The organism is Winogradskyella vincentii (assembly GCF_020166345.1).
Taxonomy (GTDB): Bacteria; Bacteroidota; Bacteroidia; order Flavobacteriales; family Flavobacteriaceae; genus Winogradskyella; species Winogradskyella vincentii.
In genome coordinates this window covers 548,659-569,171 of sequence record NZ_JAIUJS010000003.1, presented here as the reverse complement: position 1 = coordinate 569,171, position 20,513 = coordinate 548,659, and the positions used below count along the sequence as shown (strand labels likewise).

21 protein-coding genes are annotated in these 20,513 nt (G+C 34.5%); 9 read left to right on the top strand and 12 right to left on the bottom strand.

All coding sequences use genetic code 11. The features are described 5' to 3' along the window. Positions 1-9: 9 nt before the first annotated feature. The 4 genes from LBV24_RS08445 to LBV24_RS08430 form a co-directional block, all read right to left on the bottom strand. Positions 10-780 carry a hypothetical protein gene (locus LBV24_RS08445; RefSeq protein WP_224478209.1) on the bottom strand — a complete coding sequence of 257 codons (771 nt, stop codon included), beginning with the start codon at positions 778-780 and terminating at the stop codon, positions 10-12. A gap of 140 nt (positions 781-920) precedes the next feature. After that, on the bottom strand, positions 921-1,460 hold the full coding sequence (locus LBV24_RS08440) for an RsmD family RNA methyltransferase (RefSeq protein WP_224478208.1): 540 nt from the start codon (positions 1,458-1,460) through the stop codon (positions 921-923). Then, positions 1,460-2,266: a DUF3822 family protein gene (locus LBV24_RS08435; RefSeq protein WP_224478207.1), complete on the bottom strand. Its 807-nt coding sequence runs from the start codon at positions 2,264-2,266 to the stop codon at positions 1,460-1,462. Before LBV24_RS08435 ends, LBV24_RS08440 begins: the two co-directional genes overlap by 1 nt. A gap of 2 nt (positions 2,267-2,268) precedes the next feature. Further along, a complete protein-coding gene (locus LBV24_RS08430; RefSeq protein WP_224478206.1) occupies positions 2,269-2,997 on the bottom strand; it encodes a hypothetical protein in 729 nt (242 codons plus the stop codon). Between the two features lie 154 nt (positions 2,998-3,151). Between LBV24_RS08430 and LBV24_RS08425 the strand changes: the two genes are divergently transcribed. The 6 genes from LBV24_RS08425 to LBV24_RS08400 are packed head-to-tail and all read left to right on the top strand — an operon-like array spanning position 3,152 to position 8,306. Beyond that, the gene (locus tag LBV24_RS08425; RefSeq protein WP_224478205.1) at positions 3,152-4,594 is read left to right on the top strand and encodes an ATP-dependent DNA helicase; all 1,443 of its coding nucleotides are present in this window, start codon (positions 3,152-3,154) and stop codon (positions 4,592-4,594) included. A gap of 4 nt (positions 4,595-4,598) precedes the next feature. After that, complete coding sequence (locus tag LBV24_RS08420) at positions 4,599-5,174, top strand: DUF4126 domain-containing protein (RefSeq protein ID WP_224478204.1); 576 nt, start codon at positions 4,599-4,601, stop codon at positions 5,172-5,174. Positions 5,175-5,206: 32 nt separating this feature from the next. Next, positions 5,207-5,935: a 3-deoxy-manno-octulosonate cytidylyltransferase gene (gene kdsB / locus LBV24_RS08415; protein WP_224478203.1), complete on the top strand. Its 729-nt coding sequence runs from the start codon at positions 5,207-5,209 to the stop codon at positions 5,933-5,935. Then, positions 5,926-6,639 carry an HAD family hydrolase gene (locus LBV24_RS08410; RefSeq protein WP_224478202.1) on the top strand — a complete coding sequence of 238 codons (714 nt, stop codon included), beginning with the start codon at positions 5,926-5,928 and terminating at the stop codon, positions 6,637-6,639. Before kdsB ends, LBV24_RS08410 begins: the two co-directional genes overlap by 10 nt. A 34-nt stretch (positions 6,640-6,673) precedes the next feature. Beyond that, positions 6,674-7,756 carry an iron-containing alcohol dehydrogenase family protein gene (locus tag LBV24_RS08405; protein ID WP_224478201.1) on the top strand — a complete coding sequence of 361 codons (1,083 nt, stop codon included), beginning with the start codon at positions 6,674-6,676 and terminating at the stop codon, positions 7,754-7,756. Between the two features lies 1 nt (position 7,757). After that, entirely contained in the window at positions 7,758-8,306 is a 549-nt protein-coding gene (locus LBV24_RS08400; RefSeq protein ID WP_224478200.1) for a 1-acyl-sn-glycerol-3-phosphate acyltransferase, read from the top strand. Between the two features lie 203 nt (positions 8,307-8,509). Here the strand turns inward: LBV24_RS08400 and LBV24_RS08395 are convergent, their stop codons facing one another. The 4 genes from LBV24_RS08395 to LBV24_RS08380 form a co-directional block, all read right to left on the bottom strand. Continuing rightward, a complete protein-coding gene (locus LBV24_RS08395) occupies positions 8,510-8,989 on the bottom strand; it encodes a nuclear transport factor 2 family protein (RefSeq protein ID WP_224478199.1) in 480 nt (159 codons plus the stop codon). A gap of 118 nt (positions 8,990-9,107) precedes the next feature. Further along, entirely contained in the window at positions 9,108-10,079 is a 972-nt protein-coding gene (locus tag LBV24_RS08390) for a sodium-dependent bicarbonate transport family permease (RefSeq protein WP_224478198.1), read from the bottom strand. Between the two features lie 24 nt (positions 10,080-10,103). Continuing rightward, positions 10,104-10,415 (bottom strand): hypothetical protein, encoded by a 312-nt coding sequence (locus LBV24_RS08385; protein ID WP_224478197.1) that lies wholly within the window; start codon positions 10,413-10,415, stop codon positions 10,104-10,106. Positions 10,416-10,449: 34 nt separating this feature from the next. Beyond that, positions 10,450-10,671 carry a hypothetical protein gene (locus tag LBV24_RS08380; RefSeq protein ID WP_224478196.1) on the bottom strand — a complete coding sequence of 74 codons (222 nt, stop codon included), beginning with the start codon at positions 10,669-10,671 and terminating at the stop codon, positions 10,450-10,452. Positions 10,672-10,779: 108 nt separating this feature from the next. Between LBV24_RS08380 and LBV24_RS08375 the strand changes: the two genes are divergently transcribed. Then, positions 10,780-11,703, top strand: a complete 924-nt coding sequence (locus LBV24_RS08375) for a LysR family transcriptional regulator (RefSeq protein ID WP_224478195.1) — start codon at positions 10,780-10,782, stop codon at positions 11,701-11,703. Here LBV24_RS08375 and LBV24_RS08370 read toward each other — a convergent pair. The 4 genes from LBV24_RS08370 to LBV24_RS08355 form a co-directional block, all read right to left on the bottom strand. Beyond that, positions 11,700-12,791: a heparan-alpha-glucosaminide N-acetyltransferase domain-containing protein gene (locus LBV24_RS08370; protein ID WP_224478194.1), complete on the bottom strand. Its 1,092-nt coding sequence runs from the start codon at positions 12,789-12,791 to the stop codon at positions 11,700-11,702. The two genes, LBV24_RS08375 and LBV24_RS08370, sit on opposite strands and share 4 nt — an antisense overlap. A gap of 161 nt (positions 12,792-12,952) precedes the next feature. Then, positions 12,953-14,017, bottom strand: a complete 1,065-nt coding sequence (locus LBV24_RS08365; protein WP_224478193.1) for a hypothetical protein — start codon at positions 14,015-14,017, stop codon at positions 12,953-12,955. Between the two features lie 349 nt (positions 14,018-14,366). Then, the gene (locus LBV24_RS08360; protein ID WP_224478192.1) at positions 14,367-14,870 is read right to left on the bottom strand and encodes a YybH family protein; all 504 of its coding nucleotides are present in this window, start codon (positions 14,868-14,870) and stop codon (positions 14,367-14,369) included. Between the two features lie 192 nt (positions 14,871-15,062). Continuing rightward, on the bottom strand, positions 15,063-17,039 hold the full coding sequence (locus tag LBV24_RS08355; RefSeq protein WP_224478191.1) for a helix-turn-helix domain-containing protein: 1,977 nt from the start codon (positions 17,037-17,039) through the stop codon (positions 15,063-15,065). A gap of 172 nt (positions 17,040-17,211) precedes the next feature. Here LBV24_RS08355 and LBV24_RS08350 point away from each other — a divergent pair, with 172 nt between their 5' ends. Both LBV24_RS08350 and acs read left to right on the top strand, forming a co-directional pair. Continuing rightward, positions 17,212-18,585, top strand: a complete 1,374-nt coding sequence (locus LBV24_RS08350; protein WP_224478190.1) for an alanine/glycine:cation symporter family protein — start codon at positions 17,212-17,214, stop codon at positions 18,583-18,585. Positions 18,586-18,594: 9 nt separating this feature from the next. After that, entirely contained in the window at positions 18,595-20,502 is a 1,908-nt protein-coding gene (gene acs, locus LBV24_RS08345) for an acetate--CoA ligase (RefSeq protein ID WP_224478189.1), read from the top strand. The last annotated feature ends 11 nt before the right edge of the window (positions 20,503-20,513 follow it).

Below are 20,513 nucleotides of genomic sequence, written 5' to 3'. Positions count from 1 at the left end.
TTTGGTTTATTAATTACTCTTATTAGCTGGCATGTAACTTAGGTCTGGCCTCATTGTAGCTTCTACTTGATCATACCTACTTGCTAGTTTTATAACTTCCCAAAAAACAGCATCCTTATCTTCACCCAATAATTTGTCATTGTCTTTTCCGCCTTGAGCAACAGATAAGTCATCTGTGCCAGAAATAGCCACCATATAATAACTCTCTTCACTACCAAAGCCACTATGATACACTTCATAACCATTTTTTACTCCTTTTTCTTCAAACATCTTTTTTACATTGGCCATTGCGGTATTCATTTCACCGGCATGTTTTGGTGCGTAGTATAAGAAATGATACTCTCTGTGATTTTTCCCTTCAGTACTATATCCTTCTGGTGTGTGGGACAGATTTGACATGTAATGCACTACTGAGTCGCTATGCGAGTCATAGCAATCATCCATTTTATCAAAAAGTTTCGCTAACTCTTCTTCACCCATTTTTTCAGCTAAATTTCCCATTGGGTTTTTGTCAAGATCTGCCATGCTTTTAATCGGTGTTACATAGACATATCTGCCGTCTTCAACACTAATTGCCATCCAGTTGGCACCTTCTACATTGTGCTTGTCACAATGTGCTTTTAGTTCCTTGGCCGCTTCTTCATATTGGGCCATCATTCCGAATTTAACATTGTCCGTATGTATTGCGAACATTGTTGGTTGGTAGTCTTGTGCATTTGAAAAGTTAAATGCAAAGACTAAAGTCAATAAGAGTAACACTCCTGCTTTAAAAATTTTCATGATTGTTGTGAATTTAGTTAATAGCTATTTAACCATTAATAAGGGAATAAATTCACAGAAGAATTGTTTTGCATTTTTTTGCAAAGGCTCTTAAAATTAATGAAAAAAATTAATTAGGAAAACACCTACATGATTGATAATTAGTATTTTTCGAAAAAACTAAAGGCATTTCCGCCGTAATTTTTGGATTGAGAGTAGTGTTCTAATCCACTTAAATCGGTGTGCTTAGAATGCTCTACAATTAGAAGTCCCTCATCCTCTAACAACTCATTTTTGAATACTAATTCAGGTATTTTTGAAAAGGCATCCAAATCAAAATCATAAGGAGGATCTGCAAATATTATTGTGTATTTTTTCTTAGTTTGCTCTAAGAATTTATACACGTCACTTTTCACTGTGTTTATAGGCATTTCAAAAGACTCAGCAGTTTGATTTACGAATTTTATACAGCCGTAATTATCGTCCACAGCTAAAATCTGTTCTGTGCCTCGTGATGCAAATTCATAGCATATGTTTCCTGTGCCAGAGAATAAATCTAAAACCGAAATATCATTAAAATAATATCTATTGTTTAAGATATTAAATAATGCCTCTTTGGCCATATCTGTCGTTGGCCTTACAGGTAATTTTTTCGGCGCAGTAATGCGTCTTCCTTTATATAATCCAGAGATAATTCTCACTAAAATGAATTTAAGACTAGAAAGTATTTGTGTAGGTTAATCTCATTTATTTCTTCGGTGAAATTGAATGAATAATTTGATATATTTATATCTACATGCCTAACGTAAGTATAAAGTGTTTTGAATAGCTCTCCGTCAATTTGAATGTTACCACTTAGTTCTATTTGTGTTGTTTCAGTATCTAGCTTTAATTGTTCAAAAACAAAAAGAATGTAATAGATAAAATCTTCCTTGCTATGATATTCAAATACATTAAATAATAAAAGCTCTTTATTATGAAATACTAGCATTTCCATAGTATTTGCATTCACGTTAATAAAAACCTGAGGTAATTCAGTAGTTTCTTCTCTTTGTAATATAGAATCAATTAGAATTGTAGATGAATGTTTATAGATAAAGGTACCGAAGGTATCAAAAACGAAATTATTTATATTGACAAATGGGACATGCACATTAATACTATTATTTATTGCCAGTTCATCCGTCGCAATAAAATCTGTTTTTAAAATTTTAGAATTGAATTTTAAATAATCTGCTTTATGGTTCTCACTATATAGTTCTTTTGGAACAAGTGATGCCAATTCATTTTGATGTATAACTTGCACCTCGTTGAACTCATCTGCAAATACTGTATTTGAGCTCAGTTCTGTTTTTAATCTTTTTAAAAGGTCAAAGGGTGTCAGTTTGGTATCAAAGCTTAAACTGTTGAGATATTCTATTGTATTAGAGGTTCTGTTTAATATGCAAAAAGAAAGCCCATTCAAATTAACTTGAATGGACAGTTCTTTAATATTATTTTTAGTCAAAACTACTGCTTTTTAGAATAGTTTTTAGGCCAGTTACCTGTAGTATTAACTTCTTCCATAGAACCAACAGTCAATGCTGAACCGTTAACACCATCAACAGAAACAACTTGGTTTTCTTTCTCAACTAAATATTTTTCTTGGTCATCTAAAATAACAGACTTCTCCACGCTTGCTTGGAAAACAGGTATATCTTCTAATTTTCCTGCTTCCAGTTTAAACTTAGCGCCTTCTTTTCCGACACCAACGTCAGCCATGTTTTTATATCTATTATTTCCTTTAAAAATAGAGTCCTTTACAAACCAATGATCTAACGTGTCAATTAATGTAATGGTTTTCATAGTTTCAACACCACCAAATGCACGTGTTCTTTCTTCATCTAAAACAAGTGTGTCTCTTCTTTGAGTAATTGGTACACTATCTACATCTATAAACTTTATTAGTTTATCAAATGTATCAGCATATTCTCCTTTAACATCTTTGTATGCTAATTGAGAATCTCTAATATCAATTAATCTATCAATTACAACTGCATAACGCTTTACTTTTAATTGGTTGAATTGGATTTCTTTATATACCGACATGAACGTAATATATCCCAAGTAAATTATTAAACCCCAAAGAAGGATATTAATTACAGGTTTAATTTTACTAGGTACAAATTTATCAATCAACCATACTATACCAATGGTCAATAAAATAATAACTACAATTGCTATGATTACGTTTAACATATTCTTATTAATTAATTAGGTCTATCGCAAATCTACAATTTTTTTTTGTTCGTAAAAACTATCTAAATAAAAATCATTCAAAATAGCTCACTAACTCAAATAACCCTTTTTTAAATGTAGAATAGTACTATCTTGCTTATATATTTTTTGATGTATGATTTCCAATGCCTCTGCATTCTATACTTTAATAAAATCCAAGTTTCCTTTTGCACCTACATCCAAGCAAGATATGGTGTTAATACAGTTGTCGCAGTTTATATTTGATAAGTCATCCAACAACATTTATTTATTAAAAGGATATGCTGGTACAGGTAAAACTAGTATAATAGGAACTTTGGTGTCAAACTTATGGCAAGCGAAGAAAAGTGCTGTTTTGTTGGCACCAACGGGTAGAGCGGCTAAAGTAATATCCAATTATTCTAAAAAAGAAGCTTTTACCATTCACAAGAAAATTTATTTTCCGAAAAAGGAAAAAAGTGGTGGTGTAAAATTTGTAATGCAGCCCAACAAGCATAGAAGCACAATTTTTATTGTTGATGAAGCTTCTATGATACCAGATATCCCTTCGGATTCAAAACTTTTTGAAAACGGATCATTATTAGATGACTTAATGCAATACGTCTATTCTGGCCACCAATGTAAATTACTGCTAATTGGAGACAAGGCACAATTACCACCCGTAAAATCAGATTTAAGTCCTGCTTTAGATGGAGACAAATTGAGCCTTAATTATAATAAGGAAGTTACAAGTATTGAATTGGATGAAGTCGTTAGACAAGAACAAGATTCAGGTATTTTAGAGAATGCGACCGAATTAAGGGCAGTGTTAGAATCTCACTTTTATGAAAGTTTTAAATTTAATGTCAACCCTTTTGAGGATATAGTTCGTCTTATTGATGGTCATGAAATCATGGATGCCATTAATGATGCCTACAGTAATGATGGATATGAGGAAACAGCGATAATTGTAAGAAGTAACAAAAGGGCAAACCTATACAACAAGCAAATAAGAGAACGGATCTTGTTTAATGAAAGTGAATTGTCTGCCGGTGATTATTTAATGGTGGTAAAGAATAATTATTTCTGGATAAAACCAACCACAGAAGCAGGATTTATTGCTAATGGTGATATTATTGAGGTTCTAGAGATTTTCAGCATTAAAGAGTTATATGGATTTAGATTTGCCGAAGTAAAAGTAAAAATGGTAGATTACCCAAGGATGCGGCCTTTTGAAACTGTACTATTACTAGATACAATTGACGCTGAGAGTGCATCCTTAAGTTATGATGAGTCAAATCGGTTATATCAAGAGGTTGCTAAAGATTATGCTAATGAAAAATCTAACTATAAACGATTTTTGGGCGTAAAAAACAATAAATACTTCAATGCGTTACAGGTGAAATTTTCTTATGCAATAACATGCCATAAATCTCAAGGTGGTCAATGGAATACCATTTTTGTTGAGCAGCCTTACTTGCCTAATGGAATGGATAAGGACTATATAAGATGGTTGTACACTGCCGTAACAAGAGCTAAGGAGAAATTATACCTTATTGGGTTTAAAAATGAAATGTTTGTTGAAAATGATTTAAATTAGAAGTATGACAACCGAAACAGTTTTAAGTATATTTCTTGGTATTGGTCTTGCAGCATCTGTTGGTTTTAGAGTTTTTCTACCTCTTTTTGCACTAAGTTTAGCAGCCTATTTTGATGTTTGGGAACTTAATGAATCTTGGGCTTGGATTGGTAGTACTGTTGCAGTGATAACACTAGGTGTAGCCACCTTGGTAGAGGTTGTAGCTTATTACATTCCACTAATAGATAATGCACTAGATACCATAGCAATTCCTTTAGCGACTATTGCAGGTACTGCAGTTATGGTTTCAACAGTCGCAGATTTAAGTCCTGTGGTAACTTGGGCATTGGCAATTATTGCAGGAGGCGGTACAGCAGCCGCAATTAAAAGTACAACGAGTACTACCAGATTGGGTTCTACAGTATCAACTGCAGGCATTGCAAACCCCTTAGTATCTACAATAGAGACTGGTACGTCGGTAGTTATGTCCATTGTTTCCATATTTTTACCAATATTGGCAATTGTTTTAGTTCTATTTCTTTTTTACTTGATTTTCAAAGTGTACAAAAAGTTAAAACCTAAGAGAGAAAAATCAACCTAAACCCGTATTTTTGGTTTCGTTAAAATAGAAACATGAAGATTATATCCATGATACCTGCACGCTATAGTGCTTCTAGATTTCCAGGTAAGTTAATGCAGAATTTAGCTGGTAAATCCGTCATTCTTCGCACTTACGAAGCAACAGTGGCGACGGAGCTTTTTAGTGAGGTATATGTTGTTACTGATAGTTCTATTATATATGATGAAATTGTGAATAATTGTGGCAAAGCCATAATGAGCATTAAGGAACATGAGTCTGGTAGTGATAGGATAGCTGAAGCAGTAGAATCAGTAGATTGCGATATAGTTGTAAATGTTCAAGGAGACGAACCCTTTACAGAACGTGAAAGTTTAAGAAAAGTATTAGAAGTTTTTAAGGATGATTCCAAAAAGGAGATAGACCTAGCATCCTTAATGGTAGAGATAAGCGATTGGGATGAAATCAATAACCCTAATACGGTTAAGGTGATTGTAGATCAAGATAATTTCGCTTTGTACTTTTCTAGAAGCGCCATACCATATCCAAGAGATAAGGATGCTGGAGCAAGGTATTTTAAGCATAAGGGTATATACGCATTTAGAAAACAAGCGCTTTTAGATTTTACTGTATTGCCTATGCAATTTCTAGAAGCAACTGAAAAGATTGAGTGCATCAGATACCTAGAATATGGTAAGCGCATAAAAATGGTTGAAACCGAAATACAAGGTGTAGAAATAGACACACCTGAAGATTTAGAACGTGCAAAACGACTGTGGAAATAGATTTTGAACATATAAAAGTAATAGGTTTTGATGCCGACGATACGCTTTGGGTTAACGAAACATATTTTCGTGAAGCTGAAGAACGTGTGGGTAATTTATTGTCTCATTTTGAAACACCTAATAAGATAGACCAAGAATTATTTAAGATGGAAATGAAAAACCTTGCCACCTATGGTTATGGTGTTAAAGGATTTGTTCTGTCTATGGTAGAATTGGCTATTGAACTTTCTAATGGATCTGTATCAAATTCTATAATTAGCCACATTTTAGATATTGGTAAAGAGATGATTAATAAACCAATTGAACTATTAGAAGGAGTAGAGGAGGTTTTGAAAATGCTTTCAAGAGAATACAGATTAATATTGGCGACAAAAGGTGATCTTTTAGATCAAGAACGAAAACTGGAAAAATCTGGACTGTTAGATTACTTCCATCATATTGAAGTATTGAGCGAAAAACAAGAAAGCAATTATTCAAAGCTATTAATGCATTTAGATATAAAACCCTCTGAGTTTTTAATGGTAGGTAACTCATTAAAGTCCGATATTTTACCATTGGTTAATATCGGTGCACAAGCAATTCATGTGCCTTTTCATACGACATGGCAACATGAAAAGGTAACTGATAAGGAAACTAATGGAAAGTCCTATAAAACAGTAGAAAGTTTAACTGAAATTTTAAAGTATTTCAAATTAAAGAATTAAACTAAGTTTTATTTTTGTTTAAGAAATTAAGTAAATGATATATAAAAATTATCCAATGGTGTCTAGAGTAATATTTGGACGCGGAAGTTTCAATCAATTAGATGAAATTTTGGCGTCAAAACGCAAAGGACGCAATGCACCATTTATATTTTACGTTGATGATGTTTTTAAAGGAAACCATTGGTTGACTTCTAGAATTCCTTTGTCATACAAGGATAAGATCATTTACATTCCCACTGAAGAGGAGCCTAAAACTTCTCAGATCGATAAACTAGTTGAAGATATTATACTTGAGTTCAGTGAGTTGCCCTCTGGAATTATTGGAATTGGAGGTGGTATTGTAATGGATATTGCCAAGGCAGTTTCATTGATGTTAACAAACCCAGGGGAATCCAAGGATTACCAAGGTTGGGATTTAATTAAAAACCCAGCAATTTATCATGTTGGCGTACCAACTATATCTGGTACTGGAGCTGAGGTTTCTAGAACTACTATATTAACTGGTCCTGATAGAAAACTGGGTATTAATAGTGATTATACTCCGTTTGATCAAGTTGTGTTGGACCCAGAATTAACTAAGGGTGTACCAAAGGATCAATGGTTTTATACTGGTATGGACTGTTTTGTTCACTGTGTAGAATCTTTAGATGGTACGTTTCTTAATGCATTTAGCCAAAGCTATGGCGAAAAGGCGTTTGAACTTTGTAAAGAAATATTTCTAAGTGATACCTTGACTGAAGAAGAATCTCAAGATAAATTAATGATGGCCTCTTGGCACGGAGGTATGAGCATTGCATATTCTCAAGTAGGTGTTGCTCATGCAATGAGTTATGGATTAAGTTATCTTTTAGGCATTAAACATGGAATTGGCAACTGTATCGTTTTTGATCATCTTGAGGAGTATTATCCAGAAGGTGTGGCTATGTTTAAGCAAATGAAAGAAAAGCATAATATCGAGTTGCCACAAGGTATTTGCGCGGAACTGCATGACGATCAAATAGATATTATGGTGAACGTGGCTTTAAGCCTGGAACCGCTTTGGGAAAATGCCTTAGGTAAGAACTGGAAAACCAAAATTACCAGAGAAAAATTGACGACGCTATACAAAAAGATGTAGAATGCGTTGGTTGGCAAAATTTATTTACTTTAAAATTCTCGGCTGGAAAATTGTTGGAAATACAACCTTTTCTAAAGAAACCATCAAAAAAGCGGTAATTATTGCTGTACCCCATACTAGTTGGCACGACTTTTATATCGGACTTTTACTTAGACAGATTGTAAATATTAAAACCAATTTCATTGGTAAAAAGGAACTCTTTAAATGGCCTTTTAATTATTATTTTAAAGCCATTGGAGGACGACCAATAGATAGAACTCCTGGTCAAAATAAGGTAGAAGCTATTGCAAAGCTTTTTGAAAATGAAGATGAGTTTAGATTGGCTTTAGCACCAGAAGGTACTCGTAAAAAAGTAGAAGAGTGGAGAACAGGCTTTTATTATATAGCTAAAGCTGCCAATGTGCCTATAATAATGTTCACTTTAGATTTTGAAAATAAACAGAATAAAGTTTCTGAACCTTTTTACCCGACTGATGATATAGAAGCTGATTTTGAACACATAAAGTCATTTTATAAAGGTGTAGTGGGTAAGGTCAAGGCCTACAGTTAATCGATAAAAACTACTTCCACATTTATTTTATCCAATTTATGTTCCGTTTTCCCTTGAAATAGAGGATTTTAGTATCAATCCGTTAACTTTAAGTAACAAATTTTTGGCATAAGATTTGAATATTCTAATATGCAATGAAACATAAAGTAAACTTATAAAGTCCCTAAAAAGAAACATTGCTATTAAAAAAAGCTGTCTTGATCCTAACGAGATAGCTTTTTTTCATTCATATACTTTTCTAATAGACGATTAGTTTGTTGATTCAATTTACTTTTAAAGAAAGAAAACCCACCTAAAAGCAGGCCTTTGAAACCCATTGCTTGCCTTGCCCATTTATATAAATTAAATACATCAGTATGCTTTACTATTAATCCATCTTTAAACTCAAAGTTAGCATCAATTTTATTATGCACCTTTCTGCCTGTTTTACTAAACGTATAAAAGGCTTCCCAATGCGCAGAACCAATATCATTTTCAGAATCAATATTAGAATGTACAACTTTGAAGTCTTTGCCTTTTTGTGATTCGCAAAGCATTTGCCACAAGGCTTTTGCTTTCTCTCCTTTTAAAATGCCAAAGGCAGGATCTTCAAAAACAATATCATCATGATATAATGATGTCATTGTATTGGCATCTAGGTTATTAAATGCAGTGTAAAAATCTTCAAGAATTTCCTTGCTCATATGCTTCATTAGTTGGTCTTATAAAGGTAATTAAAACTTCTAGACACAATCTCATAACCACTTAAATAAAAAGGCTTCCTAAACGGGAAGCCTTTTCAACACTACTAACTACAACCAATTAAAATATCTGACACATTTGAATAATACACAGATATAAGGGCATTCCCAATGTGATATTAAACGGGAATGTTATCGCTAATGCCATTGGCAGGTATAAACTTGGATTTGCTTTAGGAACTGCTATTCGCATTGCTGCTGGTACAGCAATGTAAGATGCACTTGCCGCAAGAATTGCAAATAATAGGCGGTTTCCTTCACTTTGAGTAAAAATTGAACTAATTACCGCAACTGCGCTTCCATTTATTATAGGTATTACAATAGCAAATATGAGCGCAAACCAACCTTTTTTAACAAAGGCTGAAAGTTTCTTTCCACTTGTTATTCCCATATCTAATAAGAATACAGCTAAGAACCCTTTGAAAATATCCGTAGTGAATGGTTTTATACCTTCAGCTTGTTGTTCGCTGGCAAGGAACCCAACTACAAGGCTTCCCAATATTAATAAAACACTACCATTGGTTAGAGCGTGTTTTACTACTTTTCCCATTGAGATTTTTACGGCATTTTCTTTATCAAACATTGATATAAGTAATAGACCCACAATAATTGATGGTGCTTCCATTAAAGCCATTACTGCAACCATATGTCCACCAAAGGAAATCTGTTCTATTTCTAAGAATGAAATTGCCGTAACAAAGGTCACTGCACTTACAGAACCATAAGCAGCTGCTATAGCACCTGCATTGGCAACACTAAATTTACGTCTCAGAATAAAATAACTGTAAATGGGCACGACTATGGCGAGTATAATTCCAAAAAATAGCGACCAAATAATTTCCATATTTAGGTCGCTATGTGAAAGCTCTTGTCCTCCCTTAAACCCTATAGACAAGAGCAAGTATAACGAAATGAACTTTGAGGAATTTGGAGGTATCTCTAAATCACTCTTCAGTTGCACAGCAATTATCCCTAGGAAGAAGAATAGGAGTGCAGGATTCGTTAAGTTATCGAATAATAGATGTAAGTCCATTCAAAAATTGCTATTAGCAACTAATTACTTTACAAATGAGATGTTGAGTGTACCGTTGATTACTACGTTGTATCCTTCCTTTCTGGCGATAGAAATGTAATCTTTAGCTGTTTGTTTTGCATCATTTAGTTCTGTGATACGATTGTTTTCGTAAGTTGTGTCAGACGCTTCATATCCTTCACAAAGTCTTAATTTCTGAATCTTGTGAAAATTCACTTTTTGATCTATCAATGCATTAACAATATGAGTTGCTTCAGATGGTGTAAACATACCTTCAACCAACTGTACTTCTTGTTTTGCTTTTTCTACGTTTTGCTTTGTTTCAGTATTTGTCATGATATAAATTTTATAAATAATTATTTGGTTAAGATTAATTCGTTTCCATTATTCTGATAATGGCTATGCAAGTAATGATAAAGGCACATATGGCAATTTGTTCCATAAAAATGTTGCCATTCATATAAGACAATGTTAGTAAACCTGAAAAGCCCAAAATGGTTAATGCGGCATATACTTTTGGTCTTAATGCGGACTTTTTAGATACTTCTTTACTTAAGTTTTTAATGGATGCGTTAGATTCTAATCTCGACATGTTAAATTGGGTATTAAATGTTTATTAAAATTTATTCTGATGCAAAATTGAAACAAATATTTTATTTATTTTTATATATATTTTTAATGATATACATAAATAAAAGTTATGAACTATACCTTGCATCAACTTCAAATTTTTTTAAAAATCACACAGTTAAAGAGCATTACAAAAGCATCAGAGGCTCTCTTTTTAAGCCAGCCAGCTGTGTCAATTCAACTAAAAAAATTCCAAGATCAGTTTTCAATTCCATTAACTGAAGTTGTTGGAAGACAGCTTTATGTCACGGATTTTGGACAAGAAATTGCTGAAGCTGCAGAAAAAATATTAAATGAGGTAAATGCCATAAACTATAAGACCTTGTCTTTTAAAGGCCAGGTTGCTGGTAGATTAAAAATCTCAGTAGTATCAACTGGTAAATATGTAATGCCATATTTCTTATCGGACTTTACAAATAAGAATAGTGGTGTAGATCTTATAATGGATGTTACCAATAAGCAAAGTGTGGTAAAGAGCTTAGAAAATAATGAGGTTGACTTTTCATTGGTTTCAGTTATACCTGAACAAATGAATTTAGAGCGTGTAGAACTTATGGCTAATAAACTTTATTTGGTCGGTGGTACCAAAGATAAATTTGATAGAAAAGTAAGCAAAAAGAAAATTTTTGAAACCTATCCAATGTTATACAGAGAGGATGGATCTGCAACGAGAAGCGCAATGGAAAGCTTTATTGCCAGCCACAATATCTCTACTCCAAAAAAAATGGAACTCACTTCAAACGAAGCGCTTAAGCAAGCCGTTATTGCTGGCTTGGGTTATTCAATAATGCCATTAATTGGTATAAAAAACGAACTAAAAAACGGAGATTTAAAGATTATTCCATTTAAAGGATTACCTATAACTACAACTTGGAATTTGGTATGGCAAAAATCAAAAAAATTGTCACCAACAGCATTGGCTTATCTAGATTTTATTAATTCAGAAAAAGAACGGATTATAGAAGAAAACTTCGATTGGTATAACCAATATTAAATACGCTTTATCTTATCTATTAATATTCTGATTTTAGAATATACAAAGGCATTGGTCTTGGCATAATGGAAGGATATAAAGCAAACTACGGTTAAGAATATTAAGGCTCCCAAAATAGCTTGCCAAGGCACTAAGGTTTTGCCTATGATCTGATGTAAACCATAACCCGTAAAACTTCCCCAGATAATAATAAAGTGAATCACGTAAATAGATAGGGTCTTCTGACCAATTTTTAATATTAAGGGTTGTTTTACAATAGATTCAAACAAATAAAAAATTGCGAATAGAATAAGCACATTTCCTAACCTGGTGTATAGATAATTAAAATAGGCCACCTCTTTTAGCAAAATGAAATCACTCCAGTAATAGAGTTTCATCAACGCATAAGATGAGGTGTTAATTAAAAATAAGCCAACGATAATAAAACCAGCTATAATACTTGGTTTAAACTTTGGTCTGTCAACATAACCATAGAACAAGGTAGCAATAAAAGCACCAAAGGCCATGTATCCAAACCATGGTAAAATGGTAAAAACAGAACCGTGTGATTTGGTCATATAGTTTGCCAAAAACTCAGGTACATTTGTCAGAACTAAGTCGCGATATAAAGGCTCTGTAGTGAAAATTAATATCCCAATCTGTAACATTAAAACCGAAAAAACCAAGGTGTTTTTAAGTGTTAGTTTATAGAAGAGGACAACACCAATTAGCGATAAACCTATGCATTGTAACACATCAACAACCAAAAAGTAGCTGTTAAACTCACCGACCAGCCACTCAAAAATTGGTACGCGCAAAAGATAACCGATACCTATGAGCATCAATCCTCTTATCAATCCTTTACGCATGCGCTGTTTTGCAGTGCCTTTTTGTTTTGCTCTGATAAGCAGATAGGTGAATATAAGCCCAGAAATGGTAAAGAAGGTGGGTGCGGTTATCCCTCTAAAGTAGGTCCAAATTTGAAACGCAGTATTGTTCTCATCTCTAAAGTTAACGTCTAACAGGGTATCAATAAAGTGCCCTTGCAGCATCATTAAGATGGCAAATGCACGCACTGCATCAATAAAATATAGCCTATTGGTTCTCAAAGATTAGTTAGTATAGATACAAATGTAGTATTTAGAGAATTAATGGAGTTATTGGGAGAAGCGCTTATCGTTTTTGTGTATGTGGCGTGGCGACCAAAAGGGAGGCATGAACTTCATAGAATTTATTATCCTGTCGTTATTCGTTTATTAGTTTCAATATTTTAGTTGTCATCCATTTTTACCCAAGAGGTCTGATCATGGTTACCAAGAACCACAGAAATGGTGTTTGGTCCACTATGTTCAAATCGAAAAACAGTAGATGCAAACCTATTTAGGACAAACCAAGGCTTAGTTTCATGCATGATCCTTAACTGAATGGGTTCGCGCTCATCACGGTATTGGATAAATAGATCATTTTTATTGGAGGTCACTTCCAACCTGCTACCTAAATCGGTGTTTTTTGGTCCTTTGGAAAGGACATAGGTTCCTACATATTTGGAGCTTTCTGATGCCGAGTTGAGGCTTGTAGTTCTTGCAATATCTGGTACCGTTTGACGGTTTTCGCCTAAGAGTTCATTGATCTCGTGAAAAATCCTGATAGCCACAATACGCCAACGTACCAGTTCACGCATTGATGTATTGATTGCTTGATTTAATCTGGTGATATGGTTTAAAAAATAAGGATCATTCAAATAAAAATTGATTTGAGCGTCACTAATTGTGTTATGATACCGGTCTTGCCCATACCAGGATTCATGTTCTGCCAAATAATTATTATAATTCTGAACAACTTCGTAAATGTCTAATTTAGCTCTGGTTCTCTGTATTGTTCCAGACCGGTAATGTCTATCAAGTCGTCGTAAAAGATCGTCATATTTTTCAGGCATGTCATCAAGATGCTCCATTAACTGTTCATAGCCTGCTATTTTCATACTAAAAAGGAAATAACGATTGCTGAAGTGAAATAGGTTAGTTTTACCGGTCTTTAATTCGTCGTAGGTAATCTGGCGCTTGAGGATTCGATTTTTTAAGGAATCTCTCTCTACAAAATTTCTAAGCCTACCATTACTGTAATGTAAATCTGAGACAATCTCTTTTTGTATCTTGATCAGGATGGTTTCTATCTCTTTTTGCTGAACCCGATCCTGGTTTCTATTATTCAACTGAACCGCAATCAAAATCCCTATTACAACAAGAACAATTTCGCCAATGGCGTAGAGGAAATACTTACCAACGCTATTTTCTTTGAGCAATTGCTGTCTTATTTTTCTAAAGAATTTTATCATTGATTTTTCTTTGTGTCTTAATGGAGGCTAACAGTTAGATAAATTCAGTTGTAATTGATTTTATTGTTTGATAAGCGAATTTAGAGGATTCAAAATTGAAAATCAATAGATTAGCCATTCTGTTGTAAGAAATTATCAACAGTTTGTTATATTATGAGTCTGTCATTTACTGTTGTTTATGCCTCTTATTGGTCATGGACTTTATTTCTTAATCGCTCAAAAAAAAAGAATTAGCCGTTATGGATTTGGGTATGCTTATTTTGAGAAATGAATAAAAGCATAAAAAAAAGCGCAAGTTAAATTGATTTGCGCTTGTTTAATAATCTCTAATGATTATTGTAGGATAGTTTTAATTTTCCTCTTTTTTTAAAGGAGAATGATGCTCGTGAACCATTTTCCACCCATCGGATGTTTTAACGAATAGCAAAGTAATTTGATCATTTACTACAACTAGGTCTTCACCGAATTTGAGATGAAAATCTGAGTGAAATGTTAAATTGGCTACATTACCATAAACAGCGATCTTTAAATCATTAGCATCAAATTTAACGACTTCGCTCACAGATCCAAAAACACCACGTTCATGAGCTTCATTTGCTTCGCTCCCGTTTCTTGGCTCGCCATTTTTAAATTCTGTAAACTTATTGCTATACGCATGAAAAGAAATTAGCTTATCTAAATCTTTATCCTTAATACTCTGAGCTATTGCTCCAAAAGTTTCCATTACTTCCTGTTTTGCTTCTGGGAATTCCTCATTGATCAAATCTACTTTAGCTTTCTCCATTTGTGCGTTACAGCTGCTCGTTAAAAAGCCTAATAAAATAATACATGCCAACTTTAATTTTGATTTCATAATAATTGATTTAAGTGTTTATAATTGATTTTAATTCAAGATTTTCTTGCATCAGTATTTGATTGAAACAAAGATGAAAAGAAGAGTAAAACACTGCCTAACAGGCATGTTGCGTTGATTTTAAATTTTGTGCGAAGATTGAAATTATGGTGCAGAACCTTTAAATGATGTTGATAGGTTAGTTTGTTCCAATCAAAATTCGGAAGTCGACTTTATGGGCAAGCCAATACTTGAGAAACCTATGTTTTTATAAAGTTCTTTGTATCGTAGATCGTTTCTTACAGGAGCCAAAAGTGGTTCTTCGCGAAGCCATGTAAGTTCCACCTCGTGCCGTTCATAGGACCTTTGTAACCAAACAAAGGCTTCTTCGTAATCTTTTAAATGGCAATGGTACATGGCCAGAAACCAGGCAGGACTACCTGATGAACCTGAATGGTATGCCTTATGCAGTTGTGTCAAGTACATGGCAGTATTTTTTTCATCGTCATCCATTTTGGCATAAACGGCGTTCATCCACATTAAGATTGGTGGGTAATCAGGAAATTTGGTTAAAATTTTATCTAGTTGATGTTTTGACTTTTCAAATTCTCCGAGGTAATAGTAGTTCTTTGCAGATTCACGCAAATACCAAAGGTTGTCGTCGTACAAACTATTAGTGCTTTCCAACAATTTTAGTGCTTCGTTGGGTTTATTGAGGAACATTAACGTTTCGGCCTTAAAACAGAAAAGAACTCCAAAAGAGGGATCTATCAAGAGAAGTTGATCCATTCCCTCTGCCGCTTGGGTGTATCTTCCTGTTTTGATAGCATAATCTGCAATTAAAGAGGGTGTATCATCATAATATGCATCTTTGAATATAGTCTGATAATACGGTTCTACCAATTCAAAATTCCAGTCATAATAGAAATAGCCAGAATACAGTTCTTCTTCCACCTCTTTATTACCTGGATCAATTTTGAGTGCTTTTTCTAATAGACCCTTGGTATTCTTCCATGCAGTACGTTCGTCAAAAATTCCCCAAACCAATCCTCCAAAACTCCATACTCTTGCCTGGCTAGTATAGGCTTCCACAAAATTGGAATCTAAGGCAATGGATTTTTTATAAAGGTCAATAGCATTCTTGTAGGTTGATTCATTGGCTTTGTTACGTTGAAACTCGGCCTGAAGGAAAAAGGAATAGGCCAATTTACTTTTAGTGGGTATTTTTTGGATAGCTGCTAATTCGTTTTCAGAAATACTTGCGCTCATATTTTTGGCTATGGACTCGACCACTTCGGCTTGAATCTTAAAGATTTCATCACTTTTCCATTCTTTTGTATATTCTTCAGACCAAAGATGAACATTAGAATTCCCGTGAATTAATTGTAAGTTGATTTTAATTTGATTGCCTGAAATTTGAAGATTTCCTTGCAAAAGGTTTGTAACACCTAATTCTTGGGCGATTAACTCAATTGTTTTTTCACTATCCTTGTATTGCAAGACTGAAGCAAAGGGCGCCACTTTTTCAATAGCATCGATTTTTGTAAGTCTAGAGATTACAGCATCTGTCATACCATCAGAGATATATTCTAAATCGGGATTTCCTGTCCAGTTTTTTATGGGTAGTACAGCTATGGTTTTTTCGTCAATGCTTGTGCCCCTTTTTCCCAATTCTTGTTTGTCCTTGGTGTCTGGACCTAGAAAACTAAAGATTGCCCAAGCAAATACAGGTACTAATAATATTAGCCAAATCAATCTTTTTTTAGTTTTAACTTTTACAGGTTTAGTATTCCCTCCATGGATAAGTTTTATAATTTCATCGCTGTTTTTTGATTTGACTTCGCCAGGAGTAATGCCAAAGTACTTATGGAAACATGTATTGAAATAGGTTGGGCTACCAAACCCTACTCGATAAGCGGTTTCAGAGGCTGTAGTTCCTTCATTTGTCATAATCTCCAAGGCCCTTTTTAATCGATATTCCCGAATAAATTGGCTTGTAGACACTCCTAAGAGCTTTTGCAGTTTTCTATGAAGACTAGATCGGCTCATTCCGGATGCTCGTGCAAGTGCATCGACCCCGAATTGATCGTTGTTAAGGTTGGACTCAATTACTTTGGTCAGTTTGTCGACCAGAGTTTCCCTTGATTGTTTTTCTTGAATTCTTTTGTGTAATTCTTGGTCAGTACCCATTTACATATCGAATTTCTTTAAGAGAGGCAATACAAGTTAAACAAATAAAACTTAATAAGTTTTTATCAGATGATAAACGATGTTTTAAGTTTGAAAATTGGAATTCAATAGATTAGCTATGCTATTGTAAGAAATTATAAACAGTCCTTTAGATTCCTTATTTTTAACGGCAGTGAAGACACTCAATTATCTTTTAGAGCATTTTTCATCCTTGGCTTGGGGTTTACCATTGCTCATACTTCTTATTGGAGGTGGTTTATATCTGCTTATTCGCTCTAAGTTTTTACCATTTCGGTATTTAGGACATGCCATTAGTGTTTTACGTGGTAAGTATGATGACCCAAATGATCCTGGGCATATATCGCATTTTCAGGCCTTAACAACAGCACTGTCCTCAACCATTGGTATGGGAAATATTGCAGGTGTGGCCTTGGCCATTTCCGTTGGTGGACCTGGTGCTATGTTTTGGATGTGGGTAAGTGCCATTGTTGGAATGTCTACCAAATTTTTTACATCTACGCTCGCCATTTTATATAGAGGTAAGGATAGTGCTGGTGTGGTACAAGGTGGGCCAATGTACTTTATTATGGAAGGCTTAGGTAAGCATTGGAAACCTCTTGCGGTGATGTTTAGTTTCTTTGGTATGTTGGGTGCTTTACCAGTAGTCAACGTTAACCAATTAAAGCAAGCAATAAACGATATAATATTGATACCAAACGACGTAGAGGTATCCTTTCAGTCTAATCTAGTCATTGCTCTGATATTAGTGCTTTTTACGAGTATGGTAATACTTGGTGGTCTTAAACGCATTAGTACTATGGCATCTCGCTTGGTACCTTCTATGGTGGTCCTATACTTCATTTTGGTGATGATAATTCTTGCAATACATTACACGGAAGTTCCTAAATATTTGGCACTAATAGTCACGGATGCTTTTAATGCAGATTATTATCCAAAAGATGAGTCGTTTCTTGGTGGTGTTCTAGGTGCATTGATATTACATGGTATAAAACGAGGCGCATTTTCTAACGAAGCCGGTTTAGGTACTGCACCTTTAGCACATGGTGCTGCAAAAACCGATGAACCGGTTAGGGAAGGTTTGGTAGCGATGCTTGGCCCAGCAATAGATACCTTGGTGGTTTGTACCTTAACAGCTTTAGCGATTTTAGTAACAGGTGTTTGGGAAACCACAGGTAGTAATGGTGTAAGCCTTACAGCTGCAGCATTTCAGAATGCAATGCCATATGGCCAATACCTTTTGATGCTCTGCGTTTTCTTTTTTAGTGTGTCATCCTTGTTTTCTTATGCGTATTATGGCACCAAATGCTTGTCTTTCTTGATAGGAGTAGACAAAAAGCATTATTACAATTATCTATATATAGCAAGCATAGTACTCGCTGCAACTACAGAATTTGAGGCGATGATTAACCTTATTGATGGTGTTTTTGCCCTAATGGCTATACCTACAATGCTTACAACAATTATTCTCGCACCTAAGGTGGTTATAGAATCAAAGAAATATTTTATTAAATTGAAATCAAATTAAACAAACCCAATGAGTAACTATCACATTAAAAATTTTGAAGAGTATTTTCAGGTTTATAGAAAATCAGTTAGAAATCCCGAGGGATTCTGGGAAGAAATTGCTGAAGAACATTTTGTTTGGCGTAAAAAATGGGAAAACGTCCTCAGCTGGGATTTTAGTAAACCAGAAATAAAATGGTTTGAAGGCGCAAAGCTTAATATTACCGAAAATTGTATAGATAGACATTTGCATACAAGAGGTGATAAAACAGCTATATTGTTTGAGCCTAACGACCCAATTGAACCTGCGGAGCACATCACATATAAAGATCTGCATCAACGCGTTTGCAAATTTGCTAATGTGCTTCATGATAAGGGCATAAGAAAGGGTGATCGTGTTTGTATCTACTTACCAATGATACCAGAACTTGCTGTTTCAGTACTGGCTTGTGCTAGAATTGGCGCTATACATTCAGTGGTCTTTGCTGGTTTTTCTTCAACAGCACTATCAACTCGAATTAATGATTGTGATGCTAAAATGGTTATCACTTCAGATGGTTCTTATCGCGGTGATAAAACTATTGATTTAAAAGGTATTGTAGATGAGGCTTTAGAAGATTGCCCAGAAGTTAAAACTGTTCTCGTAGCAAAACGTATAGATTCTGATATACATATGAAAGAGGGTAGGGACTATTGGTTGCAAAAACTATTAGACAATGCTTATCAGGAATATTCTGCTGTTGAAATGGATGCGGAAGACCCATTATTTATTCTTTACACATCAGGTTCTACTGGTATGCCAAAAGGTATGATGCACACAACTGCTGGCTACATGGTGTATGCGGCATATACATTTAAAAATGTATTTCAATATAGAGAGGGAGATGTGTATTGGTGTACCGCTGATATAGGTTGGATTACAGGACATAGTTATATAGTTTATGGTCCACTAGCTAATGGTGCAACCACAGTAATGTTTGAAGGTGTGCCTAGCTATCCTGATTTTGGACGCTTTTGGGAAATAGTACAAAAACATAAAATTAATCAGTTCTATACGGCACCAACGGCTATTAGAGCATTAGCGAAGCATGGTACAGAATTAGTTGATAAATATGATTTATCATCTTTAAAAGTACTTGGTTCGGTAGGTGAGCCGATAAATGAAGAAGCATGGCATTGGTATAATGACAATGTAGGAAAGAAGAAGAGTCCGATAGTAGATACTTGGTGGCAAACCGAAACAGGAGGAATTATGATAACACCTATTCCTTTTTCTACTCCTACAAAACCAACATATGCAACATTGCCGTTTATTGGTATTCAGCCGGCTCTTATGGATGAAAATGGACAAGAAATAAAAGGCAATCAAGTAGACGGTAGATTATGTATAAAATTTCCATGGCCATCTATGGCAAGGACTATTTGGGCAAATCACCAACGTTATAAAGACACCTATTTTTCTGCTTTTGAAAACATGTATTTTACTGGAGATGGTGCCTTACGAGATGAGGTGGGTTACTATAGGATAACAGGTAGAGTTGATGATGTAATTATTGTTTCCGGTCATAATTTAGGAACTGCACCAATCGAAGATGCCATCAATGAGCATAATGCTGTTGCCGAATCTGCAATTGTCGGATTCCCTCATGACGTAAAGGGTAATGCGCTATATGGTTACATTACTTTGAAGGATGCAGGAGAAGGCCGTTCTCATGAAAATGTTCGAAAAGAAATAAACCAATTGATAACCGATCGTATTGGCCCTATTGCAAAGCTTGATAAAATTCAGTTTACTGCTGGCTTGCCTAAAACAAGATCTGGAAAAATTATGAGAAGAATATTAAGAAAAATAGCGTCAAATGACACGAGTAATTTAGGTGATACAAGTACATTGTTGAATCCTGAAGTCGTTCAAGATATTATGGACAATGTTGTTTAGTTGTGTCTAAT